The organism is Amycolatopsis nigrescens CSC17Ta-90, assembly GCF_000384315.1.
Lineage (GTDB): Bacteria > Actinomycetota > Actinomycetes > Mycobacteriales > Pseudonocardiaceae > Amycolatopsis > Amycolatopsis nigrescens.
Window position 1 is genome coordinate 2417722 of the sequence record NZ_ARVW01000001.1, and the last position, 19977, is coordinate 2437698.

The window sequence follows — 19977 nt, forward strand, 5'->3', positions numbered from 1 at the left end:
CGCTACTCGCTCAGGGCGCGGCCGGCCCCACGTCCGCCTTGGTCAGCGGCTTCCTGGCGACGGTGCCGCCGAACTCGTCCGCGCCCACGTCGAGCTTGCCCGTCCTGGGGTGCGGGTCGAAGTCCGCGGTCAGGTACGGGTAGCTGCCGGCCGCCGTGTCGACGGCCGGGCTGCCCGCGGCCAGGCGTGACAGTCCGGCCGAATCCGTCACCAGCTTCGGGTCCACCGCCCGGTGCCCGTCGGCTGGCATCCCGGCCTCGGCGCCCCAGGCGATGTTGCCCTCGTACCGCACCGTCGCCCCGCCGACCATGTCCACCAGCTTGCCGGAGCGGCCGACGAGGATGTTGTTCGCCAGCACGCAGTCCTTTGGCTTGAACTCGCCGCCGTCGCTGTCGATCACCGCGCTGGTGCCGAGCACCGTGTTGAACGCGACGGTGACCCGGTCCGGCCGGTCGTGCTCCTTGCTGTCCGGGCCGCTGTCCGCCTCGCTGCCGGAACCGAAGACGATCCCCCGGCCCGCGGTCGCGGCCACGTAGTTGTTGATGATCCGGTGGTCGTTGCCGTGGAAGCGGATCCCGGACGCGCCGTAGAGCAGGTTGCCCTCGACCGTGGTCCGGTTTCCGTGCCGCAGCACAATGAATCCGCGGCTGTCGCGAATCGTGTTGTACCGCACCACGTTGTCCGAAGCCTTCACCGAAATCGCTTCCGAGTCGCCGTCGGCCTTCTCGAAGAGATTGTGCTCCACCACCGCCTTCGCCGAATAGGACTGCTTGTGGCTGTAGCCGAGCCGGATCGACTCGCCGCCGTTGGCGCCGCCGAAGGTGTGGTTGTAGAAGTAGTTGTGGTGGATCCAGGACCGCTTGGCCACGTCCTCGTCCGGCCCGGAGATCTGCAGGAAAACGCCGGCGCTGCCGCGGTTCTGGAATGTGTTGTGGTCGATCTGCACGTCATTTCCGTTGACCGTGAGCCAGTTGCCGTCGCCGCTGAGCTGCACGGTGTTCCGGGTGATCTGGAGGTGGTGCGCGCTGGCCGGCACCGAAAGCGAGCCGCCGTGCCGGAGACCGAACCCGGCGAGCACCACGTCATGCACTCCGCCGGAAAAGGCGAACCCGGTGGAACCGCGGATCTCGGCCTTGCCCACGTTCGCCGCGGTCACCGTGATCGGCGCCGAAGTGGTGCCGGACCGGCGGATCGTGATCGCCCCACTCGCCTGGTAGCTGCCGTCCGCGAGCTCGATCCGGTCACCGGCCTTGGCCGCGTCCAGCGCGGCCTGCAGCTCGGGCAGGCTGTCCACCCTGGTGACGGCCGCCGCGGCCGGTCCGTGCACCAGCACCCCGCCCAGCACAAGCGAGCAAACCAGCAGGATTCGCCTCATCGCCAAACTCCCCACGGGTCGCTGGCGGCGGCACCCCACAACCTACCCGCTCAAGGTCGTGAGTGAAAAGTGTTGTTGGGGCAACACTTTTCACTCACGAGCGGCGGGCGCGGTGCCGGGTGAGGGCGAGGCCGTAGGCGGTGCGGTGCCGCTCGGCGCTGGTGGACCAGGAGAACTCCTTCGCCCGGCGTTGCGCGGCCGCGGCCAGCGCGGACCGCCGGGCCGGGTCGTCGAGCAGCTCGCCCAGCGCGGCGGCCACGTCACCGGCGCCCACTCCGCAGTAGGCGACCGCGTCCCCGCCCACCTCGGGCAGCGAGAGCCGCCGGGTGGTCAGCACGCAGGCCCCGGCCGCCATCGCCTCCAGCACCGGCAGCCCGAACCCCTCGCCGAGGCTCGGGTAGGCGACCAGCTCGGCGCCGCCGAGGAAACCGGCCAGGGTGCCGAACGGCAGGTAGCCGGCCCTGATCACGCGCAGCCGGTGCGGCACCGCGTCCAGCGCCTTCTCCACCTGCGTGTCCCAGCCCGGCTGGCCGGCTAGCACCAGCGCCGGCGGGTTCGGCCGGTCGGCCACCGCCCTGGCGAAGCCGCGGATCAGCGCGGGCACGTTCTTGCGCGGCTCCAGCGCGCCGAGAAAAGCCACGTATGGGGTGCTGCCGAGGCCGACCGCGTCCCGCGCGGCCCGCACCTCCTGCGGGGTCGGCGGGTGGAACCGGTCCACGTCCACCCCGTGCTCGATGATCTCCACCCCGGCGTTGCGCACCCGGACGACCTTGGCCAGCTCGTTCGCGGTCGCCACGCTGGGCACCACGCACAGCGACGCCCGCCGCAGCGCGGTGACCGTCCAGGCGCGGAAGAACCGGGCCTTCACCGACGAGTGCAGCACGGCGTCGGTGAAGAAGGTCGCGTCGTGCAGGGTGACCACCGAAGCGGCCGGGCTGGCCAGCGGCATCGTGTAGTGCGGCGAGTGCACCACGTCCACCCCGAGCCGTCGCGCCATCATCGGCAGCGTGGTCTGCTCCCAGGTCAGCCTGGCGGTCCTGGTGGCGGTGGACTGCACGGTCGGCACCACCCGCGAACGCGGCGCGAGCTGGTCGTAGAGCCGGGCGTCCCGTGGCTGGCAGACCACCGCGATCCGCGCGCCGTCCGCGTCCAGCGCGGCGACCAGCGAGTCCACGTAGCGCCCGACCCCACCACGATCCGCCGGCACGGCGGTCGCGTCGATCAGCACGCTGGGTTCGGATCCCACGCGAGCAGCGTACGACCGTTCGGAGCAGAGTTGGTCAGGAATCAACAAACTCAGCTCCCTCAGGACGCGCGATCGACGAACGCGTCTACGGGTCGAGACTTTCCGAGGCAATCCCGGCCCGTGCAGGTCAGCGACCCGCAGCCGCGTTCACGATGCCTTCGGCCGGGCGCGTCGCACAACTTACCCGAGGCGGTATCCAGACTTCGACAGTTCTCAGTCAGATTTCACCTCCGGCTGATGAATGCGCCACACCGCCGCAGCGGACCTTGCCCAAGAGAACTCCGCGGCCCGTGCCAGACCGGCTTCGACCAGCTCGGCCGAGCGCGCCGGCGAGCCGATGACCTCGGACAACGCCGTGGCCAGCGCCACCGGGTCCCGCCGGGGGACCATGATCCCCGCTCCCCCGGCGACCTCGGCCAGCGCTGGGGCGTCCGAATGCACCACCGGCACCCCGGCCGCCATCGCCTCCAGCACCGGCAGCCCGAACCCCTCGGCCAGGCTGGGCGCGGCCAGCACGCTCGCCCCGTGCAGGGTGGCGGCCAGTTCCCCGTCGGTCAGCCGGCCGAGCAAGCGGACGTCGGCACCGTGCGCGCGAGCCAGCGCGAGCGGGTCCAGACCACCCCAGCCCGGCTGCCCGGCGAGCAGCAGCGGGACACCGTCCAGCCGTCCGACGGCCTCGATCAGCACGTCGATGCCCTTGCGCGGCTCGATCGTGCCGACCGCCAGTACGTACCTTTCCGGCAGCTCCATCGCCGGTACGGGTGCCGTGAACACCTCCGCGACCCCGTGCCCGGCCACCCGCACGGGCGCCGAAGCGCGCACGTACCCGGCTAGCTCGTCGGCGACGGCCCTGGTCGGCACCAGCAACCCGTCCGCGCACCGGGCGGCGCGGGTGATCATCGCCCGATGCCAGCTGACCCCGCGCGGGGTCAGCGTCTCCGGGTGGGTCCAGGGCACGGTGTCGTGCACGGTCACCGACAGCGTGCGGCCGCGCGGGGCCTTCGGCGGCGCGAGCGGGGTTGGCGCGTGCACCGCGTCGCCGCCGGGCCACAGCGGCACCCCGGCCTGCCAGGCCAGCGTCAGCGCCCGCCTCGGCAGCGGCAGCACCCTCGGCCCGGCGACCCCCTCGATCCGGGCCGCGGCCAGGTCACCGTGCCGGGCGACCGCGCTGGTCACGGTCCAGCCGTGCGGGGCGGTGGCGGCCAGCGCGCGCAGCAGTTCGGCGGTGTAGCGGCCCGTACCACCGGGCACGGGGGCGAGCAGCTGCTCGGCGATGACCACCAGTTCCGGCACGGCCACTATTGTGCCGTCATGGCCGATACCACCGTGGTCGTGGTCACCTGGCGCGGTGCGGAGCACGTGGCAGCGTGCCTGGACGCGCTCGCCGCCCAAGACCGTCCACATCGGACATTGGTGATCGACAACGCTTCCGACGACGGTACCGCCGAACTGCTCGCCGCCCATCCCAGCGCGCCACGGGTGCACCGGCTTCCCCGCAACACCGGCTATGCCGGCGCGCTGCACGCCGCTTTATCCCTTGTGGACACACCGCTGGTCGCCTGGCTGAACGACGACGCCGCACCGGAACCGGACTGGCTCGGCACGCTGGAGGACGCGCTGCGCGCCGCCCCGGGCACGGCTGCGGCCGGCTCCCGGCTGGAGTATCCGGACGGCTCCCCGCAGTCGCTCGGGGTCCGGCTGACCGCGGACGGCCACGGCGCCGACGTGCGCGTATCAGGAGAGACCTTCGGCTTCTGCGGCGGCGCCGCCCTGCTGCGCACGGACGCGCTGCGCGCCGCGGGCGGAGTGCCGGCCGAGTTCTTCTGCTACTACGAGGACACCGACACCGCCTGGCGGCTGCGGCTGGCGGGCTGGTCGGTGCGCACCGTGGAACCGGCCAGGGTCCGGCACCTGCACGGCGCGAGCACTCGGCCGGGCTCGCGTTCGTTCCACCGGTGGAACGAACGCAACCGGCTGCTGATGCTGCTCCGCTGCGCCCCGGCCACCGTCGCCAGCACCGAACTGGCCAGGTTCGCGGCACTCACCGCGCTGCTGCCGCTGCGGCGCGGCGTGCCCGGCGCGCCGAACTTCCGGTTCACCCTCCGGCTGCGCGTGCTGGGCGAGGTGATCGTCCGGCTACCAGCCGCACTCCGCGCCCGGCGGGCCGTCGCCCGGCGCTCCACGCAGGGCCGAGGCGAGGTCTGGCGCGCCTGGGCAGGCCGTTAGGCTCTGCCCCCAAACGGCGGAACCGGAAGGAGCGCGCGTGAGCCAGGGGGAACAGGCGCTGCCACTGGTCTCGGTGATCGTGGTCAACTACCGCGGCGCCGAGGACACCATCACCTGCCTGCGCGCGCTGACCTCGGAGCTGGACTACCCGCGGCTCGAAGTGCTCTGCGTGGACAACGCTTCCGGCGGGGACGACGTGGCCAGGATCAAAGCCGCCGCCCCCGGGGTGGAGCTCATCGAATCGGCCGCCAACCTGGGCTTCGCCGGTGGTTGCAACCTCGGCGCCAAGCAGGCCGGCGGCAGCGTGCTGGCCTTCCTGAACAACGACGCCCGCCCCGACCCCGGCTGGGCCCGCGCGGCCGTCGCGGAGCTGGCCGCCGACCCGCGGGTGGCCGCGGTGGCCAGCAAGGTGCTGGACTGGGACGGCACCGGCACCGACTTCGTGGACGCCGGGCTGACCTGGTTCGGCATGGGTTACAAGCGACACGCCGGGCAGCCGCTGGCCGAGGTGGCGCCAGGTGAGCACGAGGTCGCCAAGGACGTGCTCTTCGGCACCGGCTCGGCGATGTTCGTGCGTGCCGGGGCGTTCGCCGAGCTCGGCGGGTTCGACGAGCGGTTCTTCATGTTCTACGAGGACGTGGACCTCGGCTGGCGGCTGAACCTGCGCGGCTGGCGGGTCCGCTACCTGCCGTCGTCGATCGCCTACCACCGGCACCACGCGACGATGTCCGAAGTGGACGCTCCGGAGACCGGCCGCGAGACCTTCCTGCTGGAGCGCAACGCGCTTGCCGCAATGTACAAGAACCTGTCCGACGAGTCGCTGGCCAAGGCGCTGCCGGCGGCGCTCGCGCTGGCCGTCCGCCGGGCCACCGCGCGCGGGGAGCTCGACGCCGGGCAGCTCGACCTCGAGCGCGGGGTCGGGCCGGTGGAGACCGAGCCGGTCGAGGTGCCGCGGACCACGCTGGCCGGGATGCTGGCGATCGACCAGTTCGTCGAGCTGATGCCATCGCTCGCCGAGTCGCGGGCGGTCGAGCAGGCCGCCAGGGTGCGCACCGACGCGGACCTGATCCCGTTGATGCGCAAGGCTTTGGAGCCCGCGTACCCGTTGCCGCGGTACCTGGAGGCGCACGACATCCTGGTCGAGGCCTTCGGCATCGACGGGCTGTTCGGGCATCGCCGCAAGGTGCTGGTGGTAACCGGTGACTCGATCACCGAGCGGATGGCCGGTCCCGCGATCCGGGCCTGGAACATCGCGTCCGTGCTGGCCGGCGAGCACGAGGTCCGGCTGGTCACGGTGAACCCGATCGCCGACCCGCCGCCGGCGCCGTTCGCGGTGAGCGCGGCCACCCGGCGCACGCTGGGCGAGCCGATCGAGTGGGCCGACATCGTGATCCTGCAGGGCCACGTGCTGGAGCTGGCGCCCGCGCTGAAGAAGGAGCACGCGCACAAGATCGTGGTCTGCGACCTGTACGACCCGATGCACCTGGAAGTGCTCGAACAGAGCAAGGGCAAGCCGGACGACGTGCGGTCCGCCGACCTGATCGGCGTCACCAAGGTGCTGGACGCGCAGCTGGAGCGCGGGGACTTCTTTCTCTGCGCGTCCGAGCGGCAGCGGCTGTTCTGGCTCGGCCACCTGACCGCGCTCGGCCGCCTTTCGCCCCAGCTCTACGACGCCGACCCGACCACCCAGTCGCTGCTCGCGGTCGTCCCCTTCGGCCTTTCCCCGTCCGCGCCGGCGCGCACCGGGCCCGGCCTGCGCGCCACGCTCGGCATCGGTGAGACCGACCACGTGGTGCTCTGGGCCGGCGGGGTGTACAGCTGGTTCGATCCGCTGACGCTGATCCGCGCGATCGACCGGCTGCGGGCCCGCCACGGTGACGTGCGGCTGGTGTTCCTCGGCATGCGGCACCCGAATCCCGAGGTCGCCGAGATGGACATCGGCGCCCGCACCATGCAGTTGTCCGAACGGCTCGGCCTGACCGGCAAGCACGTCTTCTTCAACGAGCACTGGGTGCCCTACGAGGAGCGGCAGAACTGGCTGCTGGACGCCGACTGCGGGGTGACCACGCATTTCGAGCACGTGGAGACCACCTTCGCGTTCCGCACCAGGGTGCTCGACTACCTGTGGGCCGGGCTGCCGATCGTGACCACCGACGGGGACGCGTTCGCCGACCTGGTCCGCGACGAGCGGCTCGGCGTGGTGGTGCCCGCCGAGGACGACCAGGCCCTCGCGGACGCGCTGGAACGCTCGATGTACGACGCCGAGTTCGTCGCGGGCTGCCGGCAGCGGATGGCCGCGGTGGCCGAGCGGTTCGCCTGGCCGAACGCGCTGGCGCCGCTGGTGGAGTTCTGCCGCGACCCGCGCCCTGCCGCCGACCGGCTGCCGGGTTCCGGGCCGCTGACCGTGTCGGATCCGGTGCGGGGCAAGGAAATGATCCGCCGCGACGTGGCGCTGCTGCGCGAGTACCTCGCCGACGGCGGGCCGAAGGAGCTGGCCCGGCGGGTCGCGGGCCGGGTGGTCAAGGTGGCCAGGCGCGGACGGGCGAATGGCTGACCGGCCACTCCGGGTGCTGCTGGACGGCACCCCGCTGCTCGGCTCCCGCACCGGTATCGGCCGCTACACCGCCTCGCTCACCGAAGAACTCGCCTCACGGTCCGATGTGGACATGCGCGCGGTGGCGTTCACCCTGCGGGGCTGGCGAAAGCTCCGGCAGGTGCTGCCGCACCGGGCGCGGGCCAGTGGCGTGCCGGTCCCCGCGCGGCTGCTGCGGGCCTGCTGGCTGCGCTCGCCCTTCCCGCCGGTCGAGCTGTTCACCGGGCCGACCGACGTGGTGCACGGCACCAACTTCGTGCTGCCCGGGATGGTCCGCGCGGCCGGCGTGCTGACCATTCACGACCTCGCGTTCCTGGACGCCCCGGACGAGCTGCCGCCGAGCGACCGCGGGCTGCCGGAGCTGGTCCGCCGTGGCGCCGCGCGCGCGGACGTGATCTGCACCCCGACCGCGGCGGTGGCCGACGCGGTGGCCGAACGGCTCGCCGTGGCGCGCGAGAAGGTGGTGGTCACCCCGCTCGGCGTGGATCCGAGCTGGTTCACCGGCAGGCCGCCGAACGACGGGCTGCGCGAGCGGCTCGGGCTGCCGAAGGAGTACCTGTTGTTCGTGGGCGCGGCGGGCCCACGCAAGGGGCTCGACTGGCTCGGCAAGGCGCACGCCGCGGCGCCGGATCTGCCGCCGCTGTGCTACTCCGGCCCGGGCCCGTTCCCGGAGTCCGACCGCGCGCGGCACCTCGGCTATCTGTCCGATGTGGACCTCCGGAGCGTGGTCGCCGGTGCGGCCGCGCTGGTGCTGCCGTCGCGGGACGAGGGTTTCGGGCTGCCGGTGCTGGAGGCGATGGCCTGCGACGTGCCGGTGGTGTGCTCGGACATCCCGGCCCTGCGCGAGGTCTCCGGCGGGCTGGCCGCGCTGGTGCCCTACCTGGACGTGGACGCGCTGGTCGAGTCCCTGCGCGAGGCGGTGTCCAGCCCGCACGCGGCTTCCGCGTCCGCGGCAAGGCGCGCGCACGCGGCCGGTTTCACCTGGCGCCACTGCGCAGACGCCACCATCTCCGCCTACCGAATGGCCCTAGCCTGAGGTCGTGAGTGAAAAGTGTTGCCCCGGCAACACTTTTCACTCACGACCGTAGCTGGTCGCCGTAGCGCTCGAAGAAGGCGGAAAGCGCGTCGTCCCAAGGCCGCAACGCGGTCAGCCCGGCTTCGGTCCAGGAGTCGTTGGACAGCACCGAATACGCCGGCCGTGGCGCCGGGCGCGGGAACTCGTCGGTACCGCAGGGCCGCACCCGCTCCGGGTCCGCGCCGAGCTTTTCGAAGATGGCCCGCGCGAAGGAGAACCACGTGGTCTCACCGCCGCCGGTGCAGTGCAGGATCCGTCGCTCCGGCCCCCGGCCGTCCGCGATCAGCCCTGCCAGCTCAGCCAGCCCAGCCGCCAGGTCCGCGGACCAGGTCGGCGAACCCCTCTGATCGTCCACAACGGACACAGTCTCGCGCTCTTTTTCCAGCCGTGCGATGGTCTTCACGAAGTTGCCGCCGCGTTCGCCGTACACCCAGGCGGTGCGCACCAGCCAGGCCGATGCGCCGGAGCCGAGCACCGCGTCCTCGCCAGCCGCCTTGGTCCGGCCGTACGCGCTGCGCGGGCCGAGCTTGTCTTCGGGCTGGTAAGGGCGCGCGGCGTCACCTGGGAAGACGTAGTCGGTGGACACGTGCACCAGCGGCACCCGGCGCGACGAGCAGGCCGCGGCCAGCACCCGCGGGCCGTCCACATTGACCGCGAACGCCCGCTCCTCATCGGTTTCCGCCGCGTCCACCGCGGTGTAGGCGGCCGCGTTCACCACCACCGCCCGTCGCCCGGCCCGCGCCGCGCGCTCCACCAGCGCGGTAACCGCCTCGATCACCGCGCCGGTCTCGGTCAGATCCAGTTCGGCCCTCGCCGGTGCGACGACTTCCAGTTCCGGCCCGTTCAGCGCGGCCAGATCGGCGCCGAGCTGGCCGCCGCCACCGGATACGAGCAGCGCCAGGCCGGTCATCGGGCCGCCAGCGCGGCGCGCTCCCGCAGCGGCTCCCACCAGCCGCGGTTGTCCCGATACCAGCGCACGGTGTCCGCGAGCCCCTGCTCGAACGGCACCTGCGGCCGGTAGCCCAGCTCGGCCACGAGCTTGTCGATGGACACCGAGTAGCGGCGGTCGTGCCCCTTGCGGTCGGCCACCGGCTCCACCATCTCCCAGCCGGCGCCGACCGCGGCCAGCAGCCGCTCGGTCAGCTCGCGGTTGGTCAGCTCGGTGCCACCGCCGATGTTGTAGATCTCGCCGGCCCTGCCACCTTCCGCGACCAGCTGGATGCCCCGGCAGTGATCATCCACGTGCAGCCAGTCACGAACATTCAGGCCGTCGCCATACAACGGCACCTTGCGACCGTCCAGCAAATTGGTCACGAAGAGTGGGATGACTTTTTCCGGGAACTGATACGGACCGTAATTGTTCGAACACCGGGTAATGCAGACCGGCAACCCATAGGTCCGGAAAAAGGAACGAGCGACCAGATCGGAGGACGCCTTGGTCGCCGCATAGGGCGAATTCGGCTCCAGCAGGTGACCCTCCGACCAGGAGCCCTGCTCGATCGTGCCGTACACCTCGTCCGTCGAGACGTGCACGAACTTGCCGACCTCGTGCTGCAGCGCGGCCTGCAACAGGATCTGGGTGCCGAGTACGTTGGTGAGCACGAAGTCCGCGGCACCGGTGATCGAACGGTCCACATGGGACTCGGCGGCGAAGTGCACCACCAGGTCCACCCCGGCCATCACCTCGTTCACCTGCGCGGCATCGCAGATGTCCCCGCGCACGAATCGGAAACGGGGATCTTCCGCCACCGGAGCCAGGTTCTGCTCGTTGCCCGCGTAGGTGAGTTTGTCCAGCACCACTACTTCGGCTTCGGCCATTGCCGGATACGCGCCGGACAACATCTGCCGCACATAATGCGACCCGATGAAACCCGCGCCCCCGGTAACCAGCACGCGCATGTGATCCGCCCTTCACCTCGTCCCGACTCGCGCAGTCTGCCAGAAACTACAGGCAACCCTCGGCAGCCTACGTACGTCTTACAGCCGGGCAAGTAATGTGGAGTCGTGCCACTGGTGTGCCTGGGGGCAGCTGGCCAAGCTGGGAGGAGCGCCGCGTGACCGACTGGTCGCCGATACCGGTCAAGGGACGCCGTGCCCGGCGCCGATCCGGTATCGCCGTGTTCGCGCTGCGCGGCGGCCAGACCGTTGTCGCACTGGTCTCCGCCGTCATACTGGCGCTGACCTGCTACGGATGGATGTTCCTCAGCGACATCAACGAGGGCCTTGCCACCACCGACGTGTTCGGCCAGCAGGTGCAGGCCAAGCCGCTGGACGGCGCGGTGGACATCCTGCTGGTCGGCCAGGACAGCCGCACCGACAACCAGGGCAACTCGCTGCCCCGCGAGGTGCTGGACATGCTGCACGCCGGCGAAGCAGACGGCGAGCGGCAGACCGACACCATGATCCTGATGCACATCCCGCAGGACGGCCGCCGAGCGGTCGCCTTCTCCTTCCCCCGCGACTCCTACGTGGAGATCAACGGCGGGTTCGGCAAGCACAAGCTGAACAGCGCCTACGTCTACGCCTACAACGACACTTCGAAAACCCTTCAGCAGCAGGGGGAAACAGACCTGAAAGAGGTGGACGAGCAGGCCAAGATCGCGGGCAGGAAGAACCTGATCGCCACCATCGAGCAGTTCATCGGCAAGCCCGGCATGATCGACCGCTACGCCGAGGTGAACCTGTCCAGCTTCTACGAGGTGACGAAGTCCATCGGCGGCATCGACGTCTGCCTGAACGCCCCGGCCAAGGAGCGCAAGTCCGGGATCGACCTGCCCGCCGGCAAGCAGACCGTGCAGGGGGTGCAGGCGCTGGCCTTCGTCCGGCAGCGCTACGACCTGCCGAACGGGGACCTGGACCGGATCGCCAGGCAGCAGGCGTTCCTCTCCGGACTGGCCAACCGGGTGCTCTCCCCGGACGTCCTGGCCAACCCGATCAAGATCAGTGAGCTGATCGAGGCGGTGAAGAAGTCCGTGGTGCTCTCCGCGGGCTGGGACCTGCTGGAGTTCGCCCAGCAGATGCGCGGGCTGACCGGCGGCAACGTCGAGTTCCGCACCATCCCGGTGCTGGGGCTGGCGAACATCGGCGGCGCGGACGTGGTGCGGGTCGACCCGGCGCAGGTGCAGAGCTTCGTCGCCGGGCTGGTCACCGACGGCGGCCAGCCCCAGAGCACCGGGCAGACCCCGAGCGGACAAGCCTCCGGCTCCGCCAAGGACGTCACGGTGGAGCTGTTCAACGCCACCGGCGATTCCAGGATCGGCAACAACACGCTGCAACTGCTGCAGGGCAAGGGTTTCAAGGTCGGCGGGCCGGCACAGCTGGCGACAAGGTCAAGCAGCGTGGTCCGGCACGCTCCCGGCGAAGAAGCCGGCGCCGCGGCCCTCGTGCAGGCGCTCGGCGGCAAGGTGCAGACCGAGCCGGACGCCGACGTCGCCGCCGGGCATCTGCGGGTGCTGCTCGGCAAGGACTTCCACGGCACGCCGAGCCAGGTGAACCAGCAGGTTCCGCGGTCGAGCAGCTCGACCACCACGCCCCCGTCGAGCTCGACGCCCGCCGAACCACCGGCGAAACCGATCACCGCCGGTGGCGTGCCCTGCGTCAACTGACCGGTGCCTTAATCTTGACCACGGCAGGTAATGATCGTGGAGGTGGGCGAGGGTGTCAGGCGGCGACGATGCGGAACGCGAGGTCGACCGTCCCCTCACCGGTGAACTCGACGGTGACCAGGAAGAACTCGACGAGTCTGCGGTACCGAGCGGTACCGGAGCGGCGGCCGACAAGGCCGGTCCGCCCACTTTCGAGCAGCACCTCCCCCTTCTCACGCACGGTAAACGCCCGACTCCGACGCCTTACCCGCGGCACCGCGCGCCCGAGCCGCCCGCCGCGCCCGGGAAGTCCGGCGGGCGCATCACCGGCAAGGTGCTCGTCGCACTGCTCTCGGTGGTCGCGCTGGCCGCGACCGGCTACGCCTACCTGACCTACGACCAGTTCAAGAGCAACGTGCACACCACCGACGCGCTGCTCGGCGGCGACGACGGCCGCCCGGCCCCGCCCGCGGACGACGGCGCGAACGACATCCTGCTGGTCGGCACGGACGCCAGGACGGACATGCAGGGCAACCCGTTGCCGCTGAACGTGCTCAAGGAGCTGCGCACCGAGGAGAAGGCCGGGATCAACACGGACACCCTGATCGTGTTGCGCATCCCGAAGAACGGCGGCAAGCCGGTCGGCCTGTCCCTGCCGCGGGACACCTGGCTGAACGTCCCCCATGGTGGCCAGGGCAAGGTCAACTCGGTCTACGGGGCTGCCAAGATCGCCGCCGCCAACCGGGAGCGCCGGGGCGGCGAACGCGACGCGGCCAAGGTCGAGCGCGACTCCGACCAGGCCGGCCGCCGGGCGCTGGTGCAGGCCGTGCAGGACTTCACGCAGATCCGGGTGGACCACTACGCGGAGGTGAACCTGCTCGGTTTCTACCTGCTCACCGAGGCGCTCGGCGGGGTCCCGGTGTGCCTGAAGCACGCCACCGAGGACAAGGACTCCGGCGCCGACTTCCGCGCCGGGCGGCAGACCGTCTCCGGCGGCGAGGCGCTGTCCTTCGTGCGGCAGCGCAAGAACCTGCCGCGCGGCGACCTGGACCGGATCGTGCGGCAGCAGGCGTTCCTGTCCTCCGCGCTGAACAAGGTGCTCTCCGCCGGCACGCTGACCAGCCCGTCCATGCTGAACCAGCTGACCGACGCGGTCCGTCGCTCGATCGTGCTGGACGAGCAGCTGGACCCGCTGGAGTTCGCCGAGCAGGCCAAGGGAATCGCCTCCGGGGACGTGCAGTTCGAGACCATCCCGGTGGTCACCGTGGGCGGGCGCAGCCCGGACGGGCAGAGCATCGTCGAGGTCGACCCGTCGGTGGTCCGGCAGTTCGTGCAGAGCAAGGTCGGCCGGGGCGAGGTGCAGGGCGGCGGTGGCGGCAGTCCCGGTGGCGGTCCGGCCGGCGCGCCCAGGCTCGCGCAGGACGGCCCGGCCTGCGTGAACTAGCGCGGCGGGTAGATTCGGGGCCGTGAGCCTCACCGAACAGCTGCTGCGCCCGTTGCTGACCGCATCCGGGGCCCGCCCACTGATCACGCACTACGACGACGCGACCGGCAGCCGGGTGGAGCTGTCCGTGGCGACCATGGCGAACTGGGCCGCCAAGACGGCGAACTGGCTGGTCGAAGAGTTCGATGTGGAGCCGGGCGACAAGGTGGCCGTGCGGCTGCCCGCGCACTGGCAGACCGCCGGTGTGCTGCTCGGCGCCTGGTGGTGCGGCGCGCAGGTGGTCCCCGAGGCCGCCGGGGCGCGGATCGCTTTCGTCACAACGGAAGAACAGGGGCCGGACACCGCCGTGGTATCGCTGGACCCGATGGGCCGAGGGCTGAGCACGCGGGCGTCCGACGGCGCGCTGGACTACCTCTCCGAAGCCAGGCTCTCCGGTGACGAGTTCAGCCCGCTGTTCCCGGTACCCGGCGACACCCCGGCCCTGCTTTCCTCCACAGTGGACGAAGTTCTGGCGGAAGCCCGCGCCAGGGCAGCGAGTTCCGGCATCTCGCCAGGGGATCGTGTGCTGTCCACTGTGGAATGGGACTTGCCGGAGGGGGTGCTCACCGGCCTGCTCGCCCCGCTGACCGCCGGGGCGCATCTGGTGCAGGTGAGCAACCCCGACCCGGCCAAGCTCGACGGCCACCGGAGCACCGAACGCGCGGGCGTCGACCTACTCGCCTGACCTGGCCCAACGTGACGTTTGGCCAATAGAAGACACCAAACGTCACATTGGGCTCGTACGCGCGGGAGTCAGGCGGGCTGCGGCTGGGCGAGTGCGCGGGACTCGCGCTTGCGCCAGAACAGCAGGTGGTCAAGCGAGAGCCGGCCACCGTTGAAGCCGAGCGCCAGTCCGGCGAAGGCCAGCACGAGTACCAGTTCGTAGCCGCCCTGCGCGGTGAGCCCGTTGTCGATGTGCACGGACAGCAGGGCGCCGAGCGCGACCACCAGGTAGCCGAGGCCGACCAGCGGCAGCAGGAAGCCGGCGATGAAGGCGACCGAGCCGAGGATCTCGACGGTCATCGCGAAGATCGCCGCCGCGGTGGGCAGCGGCATGCCGGTGCTGGCCATCATCTGCGAGGTGGCGTCCAGCCCCGCGTTCCACTTCTGCAGGCCGTGCGCCATGAACACGACGGCGACCGCCACCCGGCCAGCCAGCAGGACCACATCTTGCACTCTTGCGAACATCGCAGCTCCCCGATAGATGAAAATTCAACCAAACATCGGGGACGGTAGCCCGGCTTCGCTAAAAACGAGGTAAAAGACCAGCTGGTGGCGTGACGAGCGGCACGCCGCGGGTTCAGTCGTCGGGCAGCAGCGGCTTCATGAAGGTTCGGGTGTACCGGATCACGCAGCCGCTGTCGTCCCTGATCCGGTCCGCCGCGATGAAGTCCGGGTCCACCCCGAACAGCCCGCGGTACTCCTCGTACGCAGCCAGGCTCTCGAAACTGAACAACGCGAGCGCTTCGTCACTCGCCCCTTCGCCGGGCAGGAAGTAGCCGTGGTGCACGCCGCCGTGCCGCTCCACCAGCCCCATCCACGTCCGCGCGAACACCTCGAACACGCTGATCTTGGCCGGGTCGATCTGATAGGTCACCACACAGGTAATCACCCCGCCCACGCTACGACCGACGGCAAGATCATGTTTTCACCGGGGAACGACTGCCGGTTTCCGCGCGGAACCACGGCAATGTGACACCCATGAGCCGCGAGTTCGTTGTCCACCTGCCGGACCTGCCGACCGACCGCTATGCCGCGCTCGTCACCGACGTCGCCGAGCTCCTGCGCGCCGCCGGCCTCCTCACCCGCGCCACCATCTCCGTCGACCACCCCTGGCCTTCCCCCGCCCTTCCCGCCGACCCCCCTCATGGCCACCATGACGGCACCGAACGCCCCCAAGGTGGCCATGAGGGCACCTGAGGCCGTCGGATCGCGGTATGCGCATATGTCACTCAGGAGGCGGTACGTGCCAGCCGCCAGCCGGTCTACGATTAATCGCGAAAATGTCGTATTCCCGGAAGGATGGGTGGTTCGCATGGGTGGCTGCAGTTGCTGTTCGTCGTGCAGTGGTCCTGGCTGTGGCTGCTGCGGTAGCTGCCAGTAAGTCCGAAACCCAACCCTTGGCCTCACGCGCCAGATTAATCTTGTAGCCCAAGGGTTGCTTGACGCTGCCTTCACCAGCTTTGTCGGGGGCGTCCGTGAAGGGGCCCTTACCTACGTTCAAGGTAGGCAAGGGGCCCTTCACGGACGTTGCAGGAGTGGAGGTGCCCCCTCTTCCGCAGGTGCCATAGGAATTCCCTATGGCACCTGCTGACATTTCGTCTTTGCCTCTCGTTCTTTTCCGGACGTACCGTGAAAACAAGCGGACGAACACGCAATCGAGAGGCACGGTGGCATGACCACGTTCGAAAACGGATCCGGAACACGAGAACTCGCGGGAAAGCGGGCCCTGGTCACGGGTGGTTCTCGCGGAATCGGAGCGGCCGTCGTGCGCCAGCTCCTGGACGCGGGCGCCGAGGTGCTCACGACCGCCAGGTCGGCGCTGAGCACGGTGCCGGCCGGGGCCACCTTCGTGGAGGCCGACGTGCGGACACGGGCCGGCGCGGAGGCGCTCGCCACGACCGCGCAGAAGACGTTCGGCGGGGTGGACATCCTGGTCCACAACGCGGGTGGGGCGCGACCGCACAAGGGCAGCTCGGCCATCCCCGACGAGGAGTGGCAGGACGCGCTGGACCTGAACCTCCTGGCGGCGGTGCGACTGGACTCGGCACTGACACCGGGGATGCGGGAACGGCATTCGGGGATGGTCGTGCACATCTCCTCAGCCGCGGTCCCCACCCCGGTAGCGCCGTTCCTTCACTACACGGCGGCGAAGGCGGCGCTGGAGAACTACAGCCGAGGACTGGCCTTGGAGCTGGCCCCATTCGGAATCCGGGTCAACACCGTGTCTCCCGGTCGGACCGCCACCCCCGGCGGCGAAGCAACACGGGAGCAGTGGACGCAGCTGTACGCGGCGCCGGACCAGGACGACACCGCCGTGCCCACCGTGCCGCTGGGACGCGATGGTGCGCCCGACGACATCGCCAACGCGGTGCTGTTCCTCTTGTCCGAACGGGCGAGCTGGCTGACCGGAAGCAGTCTCGTCGTGGACGGCGGTGAATTCCACCGGGGTTGACGCCGGTGGAATTCCGGAACTGCGGTTTCAACAAAAAGAAAGGTCACACTGCATGGAATTGCAGGGCAAGATCGCGCTGGTCACCGGCGGCACTTCCGGAATCGGCCTGGAAACCGCTCGATTGCTGGCCCGCGCGGGTGCCGAAGTCGTCATCACCGGCCGCGACGTCCAGCGCGGCAAGAACGCTGTGCACACCGCGCAGGACGACGGCGTGGTCCGATTCATCCCCGCCGACCTGGCCGACTTGGACTCGGTCGCCGAACTGAGCCGCCAGAGCGGTCCGGTCGACATCCTGGTCAACAACGCGGGCGCCTTCCCCGCCTCGCTCACCGTCGAACAGAGCGTGGAGGGCTACGAACGGATCTTCGACACGAACGTGCGCGGCGCCTACTTCCTGGTCGCCGCGCTCGTGCCGCACATGCTCGAGAAGGGCGATGGCAACATCGTCAACGTCACCACCCTCGCGGCGTTCAAGGGCTTCCCCGGCGCCTCGGCCTACGGAGCGTCCAAAGCCGCGCTGGCCTCGCTGACCCGCACTTGGGCGGCGGAGTTCGCCGATGGCGGCGTACGGGTCAACAGCGTCGCTCCCGGTCCGACCCGCAGCGAAGGCGCACTGGCCGAGTGGGCCGAATGGGGTGCGAGCGGCGAGGACGTGGCTAAAGGTCTGGGGATCAAGCGGACGGCCGAAGCACGCGAGATCGCCGAGGCGATCTATTTCCTTGCTTCTCCTCGTGCCAGCTACATCACCGGCACCACGATCCACGTCGACGCCGGCGGCACCATCGTCTAGCGGAAAGCGAGCTCGGACCAGGTCTCCTGCCGCAGGAGTTCGAGCAGGGCCGTCTCCGCCGGGCCCGCGGCTTGGCGGAGCACGGCGATGACGGGCTGGGACACGACCGGGAACACCGGACGAACGAGGTGCTCGTGACCGTGGGGCACCGCGGAGGCCGGGACGAGCGTCACCCCCAGCCCGTTGGCGGCCCAGCGCGCGGCCGTCGCGGTCTGGGACACGCGGGCGGCCGTGGTCGGGGCGAGATCGTTGTCCCGCAGCACGCTCAGCAGCACGGCGTCGAGCGCGCTGTCGCGGTCGAACCTCACCCACGGCTCCCCCGCCAGGTCGCGCAGCTCGACCCGGTCCGCGGCGAGCAGCCGGTGCCCGGCGCCCAGCACCACGACGAACTCCTCGTCGCCGAGGTGGTGGGCGTCGTCGGGGGACTGCTCGCACGCCGCCATCAGGGCGAGGTCCAGCACTCCCCGGCGCCCCAGCTGCTCCAGCTCGGCGGAGCTCGGTTCCTCGAAGACGCTGACCTCCAGCCGCGGGAAGCGGCGACGCAGGGCGCCCAGCGCGCCCGGCAGCTGCCGCGTGCCAAAGCCCAGCTGCACCGCGACCACCAACTCGCCCACCAGTTCGTCGGCACCGGCCTGCGCCGTCGCCCGCGCCCGCCGCGACGCGCTCACCGCGACCTCCGCCTCCCGCAGGAACGCGCGGCCGACCACGGTGGGCACCAGCCCGGTCGGCGTGCGGGCGAACAGTTTCACGCCGAGTTCCCGCTCCAGGCCGCGGATCTGCTGGGACACCGACGGTTGAGCGACGCGCAGCAGCTCCGCCGCTGCCGTCACCGAGCCCTCCTCGGCAACGGCCAGGGCGTACTCGTACTGACGAAGGCTCATCGGCTCCCGTCCCCTCCCCTGTCGATGTAACGAGTCCTACAACACGGGAAGCGGCGCGTTTACTCCACGTCCGGGCTTGAGCGCGACCACCCGAACCGGCGACTAACGCAGCGCGAACGGGTGGGATCGGCCTGTCGAGGCCGGAAAGCGAGCAGTCTTTTAGCTGTCCAAGCCGCCACCGAAAGGATGCGTTCCCATGCGCCTGCGTACTGCTTTCCTCGCCCTGACAAGCGCTTTTGCTCTGTTCCTCACCATCCCCGGTACCGCGTCGGCGGCCGAGGGCGAGTTCAGCTACCGCTACGTCGACAAGGACGGAGACATCCGGGTCGGTTCGCTGGTCGATCCGCCCAGCAAGAAGTGCATCGAAATCCCGGAGATCGCTGACTGGGACGTGTCCGCGTTCCGCCCGCGCAACAACACCGACAAGCGGGCGGTGGTGTTCAAGGATGGCGACTGCGAATCGGACGCCTACTTCTCCCTCCGGCCCCACGGCGGCCACGGCTCAGAGCGGCTCCTGCTGCGCTCAGTGGTCTTCAGCTAGGGCAAGGGCGCGGGAGTAGCGGAGAGTTCGGGCGACCGTCCATCGCGATCGCCGGAACCGCGGCGGAAGCTCAGCCCTTGAGCAGGGCGCGGGCCATCACCATGCGCTGGATCTGGTTGGTGCCTTCGTAGATCTGCGTGATCTCTCCCCTAGTTTTTGATCACCTGCGGATCTTGGCCAAAAATGGCCGCTGACCTGCTTATTCACCTCTCGACAGTTCTCACGCGTTCTCGGCCGTGCCCGTCCTCTGACGGCCTGGAGACGGCCTGATCTTGCTCGACCACTCCTCCCCCATCGCTCCGATACGCAGCCATCCCACGCGGCCGTTGTGCCGGGTCAAGGCACGCTTTCCCGCCTTGACGCGGTGCAGCGGCCGTTGAACGATCCGGCGTTCGGGGCGGTGGGGAGCCTGGCGACCGGCGGAGAGTACTGGCGCGGCTGGTAGCTGGCCTCCGGAGGTTCGGGTCGCCTGCGGCGGCGCGCCGGTGACCAACCTCGGGCGGCTGTGCCGCGCGGCCTGCCGGGCCGTGAGCGGAGCGGCAGGCCCGGTGTTGGCCGCGTCGACCTCGGGCACGGCCGCCAAGGTGACGGGCCTGCCGCGCGCCGCCGAAGGGCGGGAAGACGCGGACGGCTCCGATCTCCCCCGCGCTGCTGGCCGAGATCGACGATCACGAGGATCGGTTCCCGGCCACCGCGACCACGCTGCCGTGGCGCAAACCGGACGGCGAGCTGGTGACGGTCCGCCTGCTGGTGACCGGCGAAGAGGGTCGCCTGTACACGGGCGACCTGTTCACCAAGGTGGTGTGGAAGGGCGCGTTCCGCAAGGCCGGGATCGAGTACCGGAGCCAGATCGACGGCATGCACGCCTTGCGGCACTTCTACGCCTCGATGCTGCTGGCGCGGGGCGTTTCGATCAAGTAGCTGGCCGAGTACCTCGGGCACTCGGACGCCGGGTTCACGCTCCGGACGTACACGCACCTGGTGCCGTCAAGTCACGAGCGTGCTCGG

At 70.4% G+C, this 19977-nt stretch carries 19 protein-coding genes; 11 read left to right on the forward strand and 8 right to left on the reverse strand.

The features are described from left to right. Positions 1-10: 10 nt before the first annotated feature. From AMYNI_RS0111165 to AMYNI_RS0111175, 3 genes are all read right to left on the reverse strand, one after another. Positions 11-1375 (reverse strand): polysaccharide lyase 6 family protein, encoded by a 1365-nt coding sequence (locus AMYNI_RS0111165; RefSeq protein WP_020668093.1) that lies wholly within the window; start codon positions 1373-1375, stop codon positions 11-13. 94 nt (positions 1376-1469) lie between these two features. Next, positions 1470-2603 carry a glycosyltransferase family 4 protein gene (locus AMYNI_RS0111170; protein WP_026360303.1) on the reverse strand — a complete coding sequence of 378 codons (1134 nt, stop codon included), beginning with the start codon at positions 2601-2603 and terminating at the stop codon, positions 1470-1472. A gap of 231 nt (positions 2604-2834) precedes the next feature. After that, positions 2835-3914 (reverse strand): glycosyltransferase family 4 protein, encoded by a 1080-nt coding sequence (locus tag AMYNI_RS0111175; RefSeq protein ID WP_026360304.1) that lies wholly within the window; start codon positions 3912-3914, stop codon positions 2835-2837. Positions 3915-3932: 18 nt separating this feature from the next. On the opposite strand from AMYNI_RS0111175, the gene AMYNI_RS0111180 reads away from it, so the two are divergent. From AMYNI_RS0111180 to AMYNI_RS0111190, 3 genes are read left to right on the forward strand one after another with little or no spacing between them, the layout of a single operon-like run. Next, positions 3933-4847 (forward strand): glycosyltransferase family 2 protein, encoded by a 915-nt coding sequence (locus AMYNI_RS0111180; protein WP_020668096.1) that lies wholly within the window; start codon positions 3933-3935, stop codon positions 4845-4847. Between the two features lie 37 nt (positions 4848-4884). Then, the gene (locus AMYNI_RS0111185; protein ID WP_020668097.1) at positions 4885-7401 is read left to right on the forward strand and encodes a glycosyltransferase; all 2517 of its coding nucleotides are present in this window, start codon (positions 4885-4887) and stop codon (positions 7399-7401) included. Beyond that, positions 7394-8476, forward strand: a complete 1083-nt coding sequence (locus tag AMYNI_RS0111190) for a glycosyltransferase family 4 protein (protein WP_020668098.1) — start codon at positions 7394-7396, stop codon at positions 8474-8476. Before AMYNI_RS0111185 ends, AMYNI_RS0111190 begins: the two co-directional genes overlap by 8 nt. 40 nt (positions 8477-8516) lie before the next feature. On the opposite strand, the gene rfbD is transcribed toward AMYNI_RS0111190, so the two are convergent. Continuing rightward, positions 8517-9425 carry a dTDP-4-dehydrorhamnose reductase gene (gene rfbD, locus AMYNI_RS0111195; RefSeq protein ID WP_020668099.1) on the reverse strand — a complete coding sequence of 303 codons (909 nt, stop codon included), beginning with the start codon at positions 9423-9425 and terminating at the stop codon, positions 8517-8519. After that, complete coding sequence (gene rfbB / locus AMYNI_RS0111200) at positions 9422-10414, reverse strand: dTDP-glucose 4,6-dehydratase (protein WP_020668100.1); 993 nt, start codon at positions 10412-10414, stop codon at positions 9422-9424. The genes rfbD and rfbB overlap by 4 nt, the downstream gene beginning before the upstream one ends. 155 nt (positions 10415-10569) lie before the next feature. Between rfbB and AMYNI_RS0111205 the strand changes: the two genes are divergently transcribed. From AMYNI_RS0111205 to AMYNI_RS0111215, 3 genes are read left to right on the forward strand one after another with little or no spacing between them, the layout of a single operon-like run. Further along, on the forward strand, positions 10570-12120 hold the full coding sequence (locus AMYNI_RS0111205; RefSeq protein WP_020668101.1) for an LCP family protein: 1551 nt from the start codon (positions 10570-10572) through the stop codon (positions 12118-12120). Positions 12121-12172: 52 nt separating this feature from the next. Then, positions 12173-13543: an LCP family protein gene (locus AMYNI_RS0111210; protein WP_020668102.1), complete on the forward strand. Its 1371-nt coding sequence runs from the start codon at positions 12173-12175 to the stop codon at positions 13541-13543. A 22-nt stretch (positions 13544-13565) separates the two neighbouring features. Next, entirely contained in the window at positions 13566-14267 is a 702-nt protein-coding gene (locus AMYNI_RS0111215) for a TIGR03089 family protein (RefSeq protein ID WP_020668103.1), read from the forward strand. A 68-nt stretch (positions 14268-14335) separates the two neighbouring features. On the opposite strand, the gene AMYNI_RS0111220 is transcribed toward AMYNI_RS0111215, so the two are convergent. Together AMYNI_RS0111220 and AMYNI_RS0111225 are read right to left on the reverse strand one after the other, a co-directional pair. Next, complete coding sequence (locus AMYNI_RS0111220; protein ID WP_026360305.1) at positions 14336-14770, reverse strand: DoxX family protein; 435 nt, start codon at positions 14768-14770, stop codon at positions 14336-14338. Positions 14771-14882: 112 nt separating this feature from the next. After that, a complete protein-coding gene (locus tag AMYNI_RS0111225) occupies positions 14883-15194 on the reverse strand; it encodes an NIPSNAP family protein (RefSeq protein WP_026360306.1) in 312 nt (103 codons plus the stop codon). An 89-nt stretch (positions 15195-15283) separates the two neighbouring features. Here AMYNI_RS0111225 and AMYNI_RS48990 point away from each other — a divergent pair, with 89 nt between their 5' ends. From AMYNI_RS48990 to AMYNI_RS0111240, 3 genes are all read left to right on the forward strand, one after another. Further along, positions 15284-15502, forward strand: a complete 219-nt coding sequence (locus AMYNI_RS48990) for a hypothetical protein (protein ID WP_157357323.1) — start codon at positions 15284-15286, stop codon at positions 15500-15502. A gap of 475 nt (positions 15503-15977) precedes the next feature. Beyond that, complete coding sequence (locus AMYNI_RS0111235; protein WP_026360307.1) at positions 15978-16757, forward strand: SDR family oxidoreductase; 780 nt, start codon at positions 15978-15980, stop codon at positions 16755-16757. Between the two features lie 52 nt (positions 16758-16809). Next, the gene (locus tag AMYNI_RS0111240) at positions 16810-17547 is read left to right on the forward strand and encodes an SDR family NAD(P)-dependent oxidoreductase (protein WP_020668108.1); all 738 of its coding nucleotides are present in this window, start codon (positions 16810-16812) and stop codon (positions 17545-17547) included. On the opposite strand, the gene AMYNI_RS0111245 is transcribed toward AMYNI_RS0111240, so the two are convergent. Then, entirely contained in the window at positions 17544-18428 is an 885-nt protein-coding gene (locus tag AMYNI_RS0111245) for a LysR family transcriptional regulator (RefSeq protein ID WP_020668109.1), read from the reverse strand. The genes AMYNI_RS0111240 and AMYNI_RS0111245 overlap by 4 nt on opposite strands. 196 nt (positions 18429-18624) lie before the next feature. Here AMYNI_RS0111245 and AMYNI_RS0111250 point away from each other — a divergent pair, with 196 nt between their 5' ends. After that, on the forward strand, positions 18625-18969 hold the full coding sequence (locus tag AMYNI_RS0111250; RefSeq protein WP_020668110.1) for a hypothetical protein: 345 nt from the start codon (positions 18625-18627) through the stop codon (positions 18967-18969). Between the two features lie 732 nt (positions 18970-19701). Further along, entirely contained in the window at positions 19702-19890 is a 189-nt protein-coding gene (locus tag AMYNI_RS50085) for a site-specific integrase (RefSeq protein ID WP_020668111.1), read from the forward strand. The last annotated feature ends 87 nt before the right edge of the window (positions 19891-19977 follow it).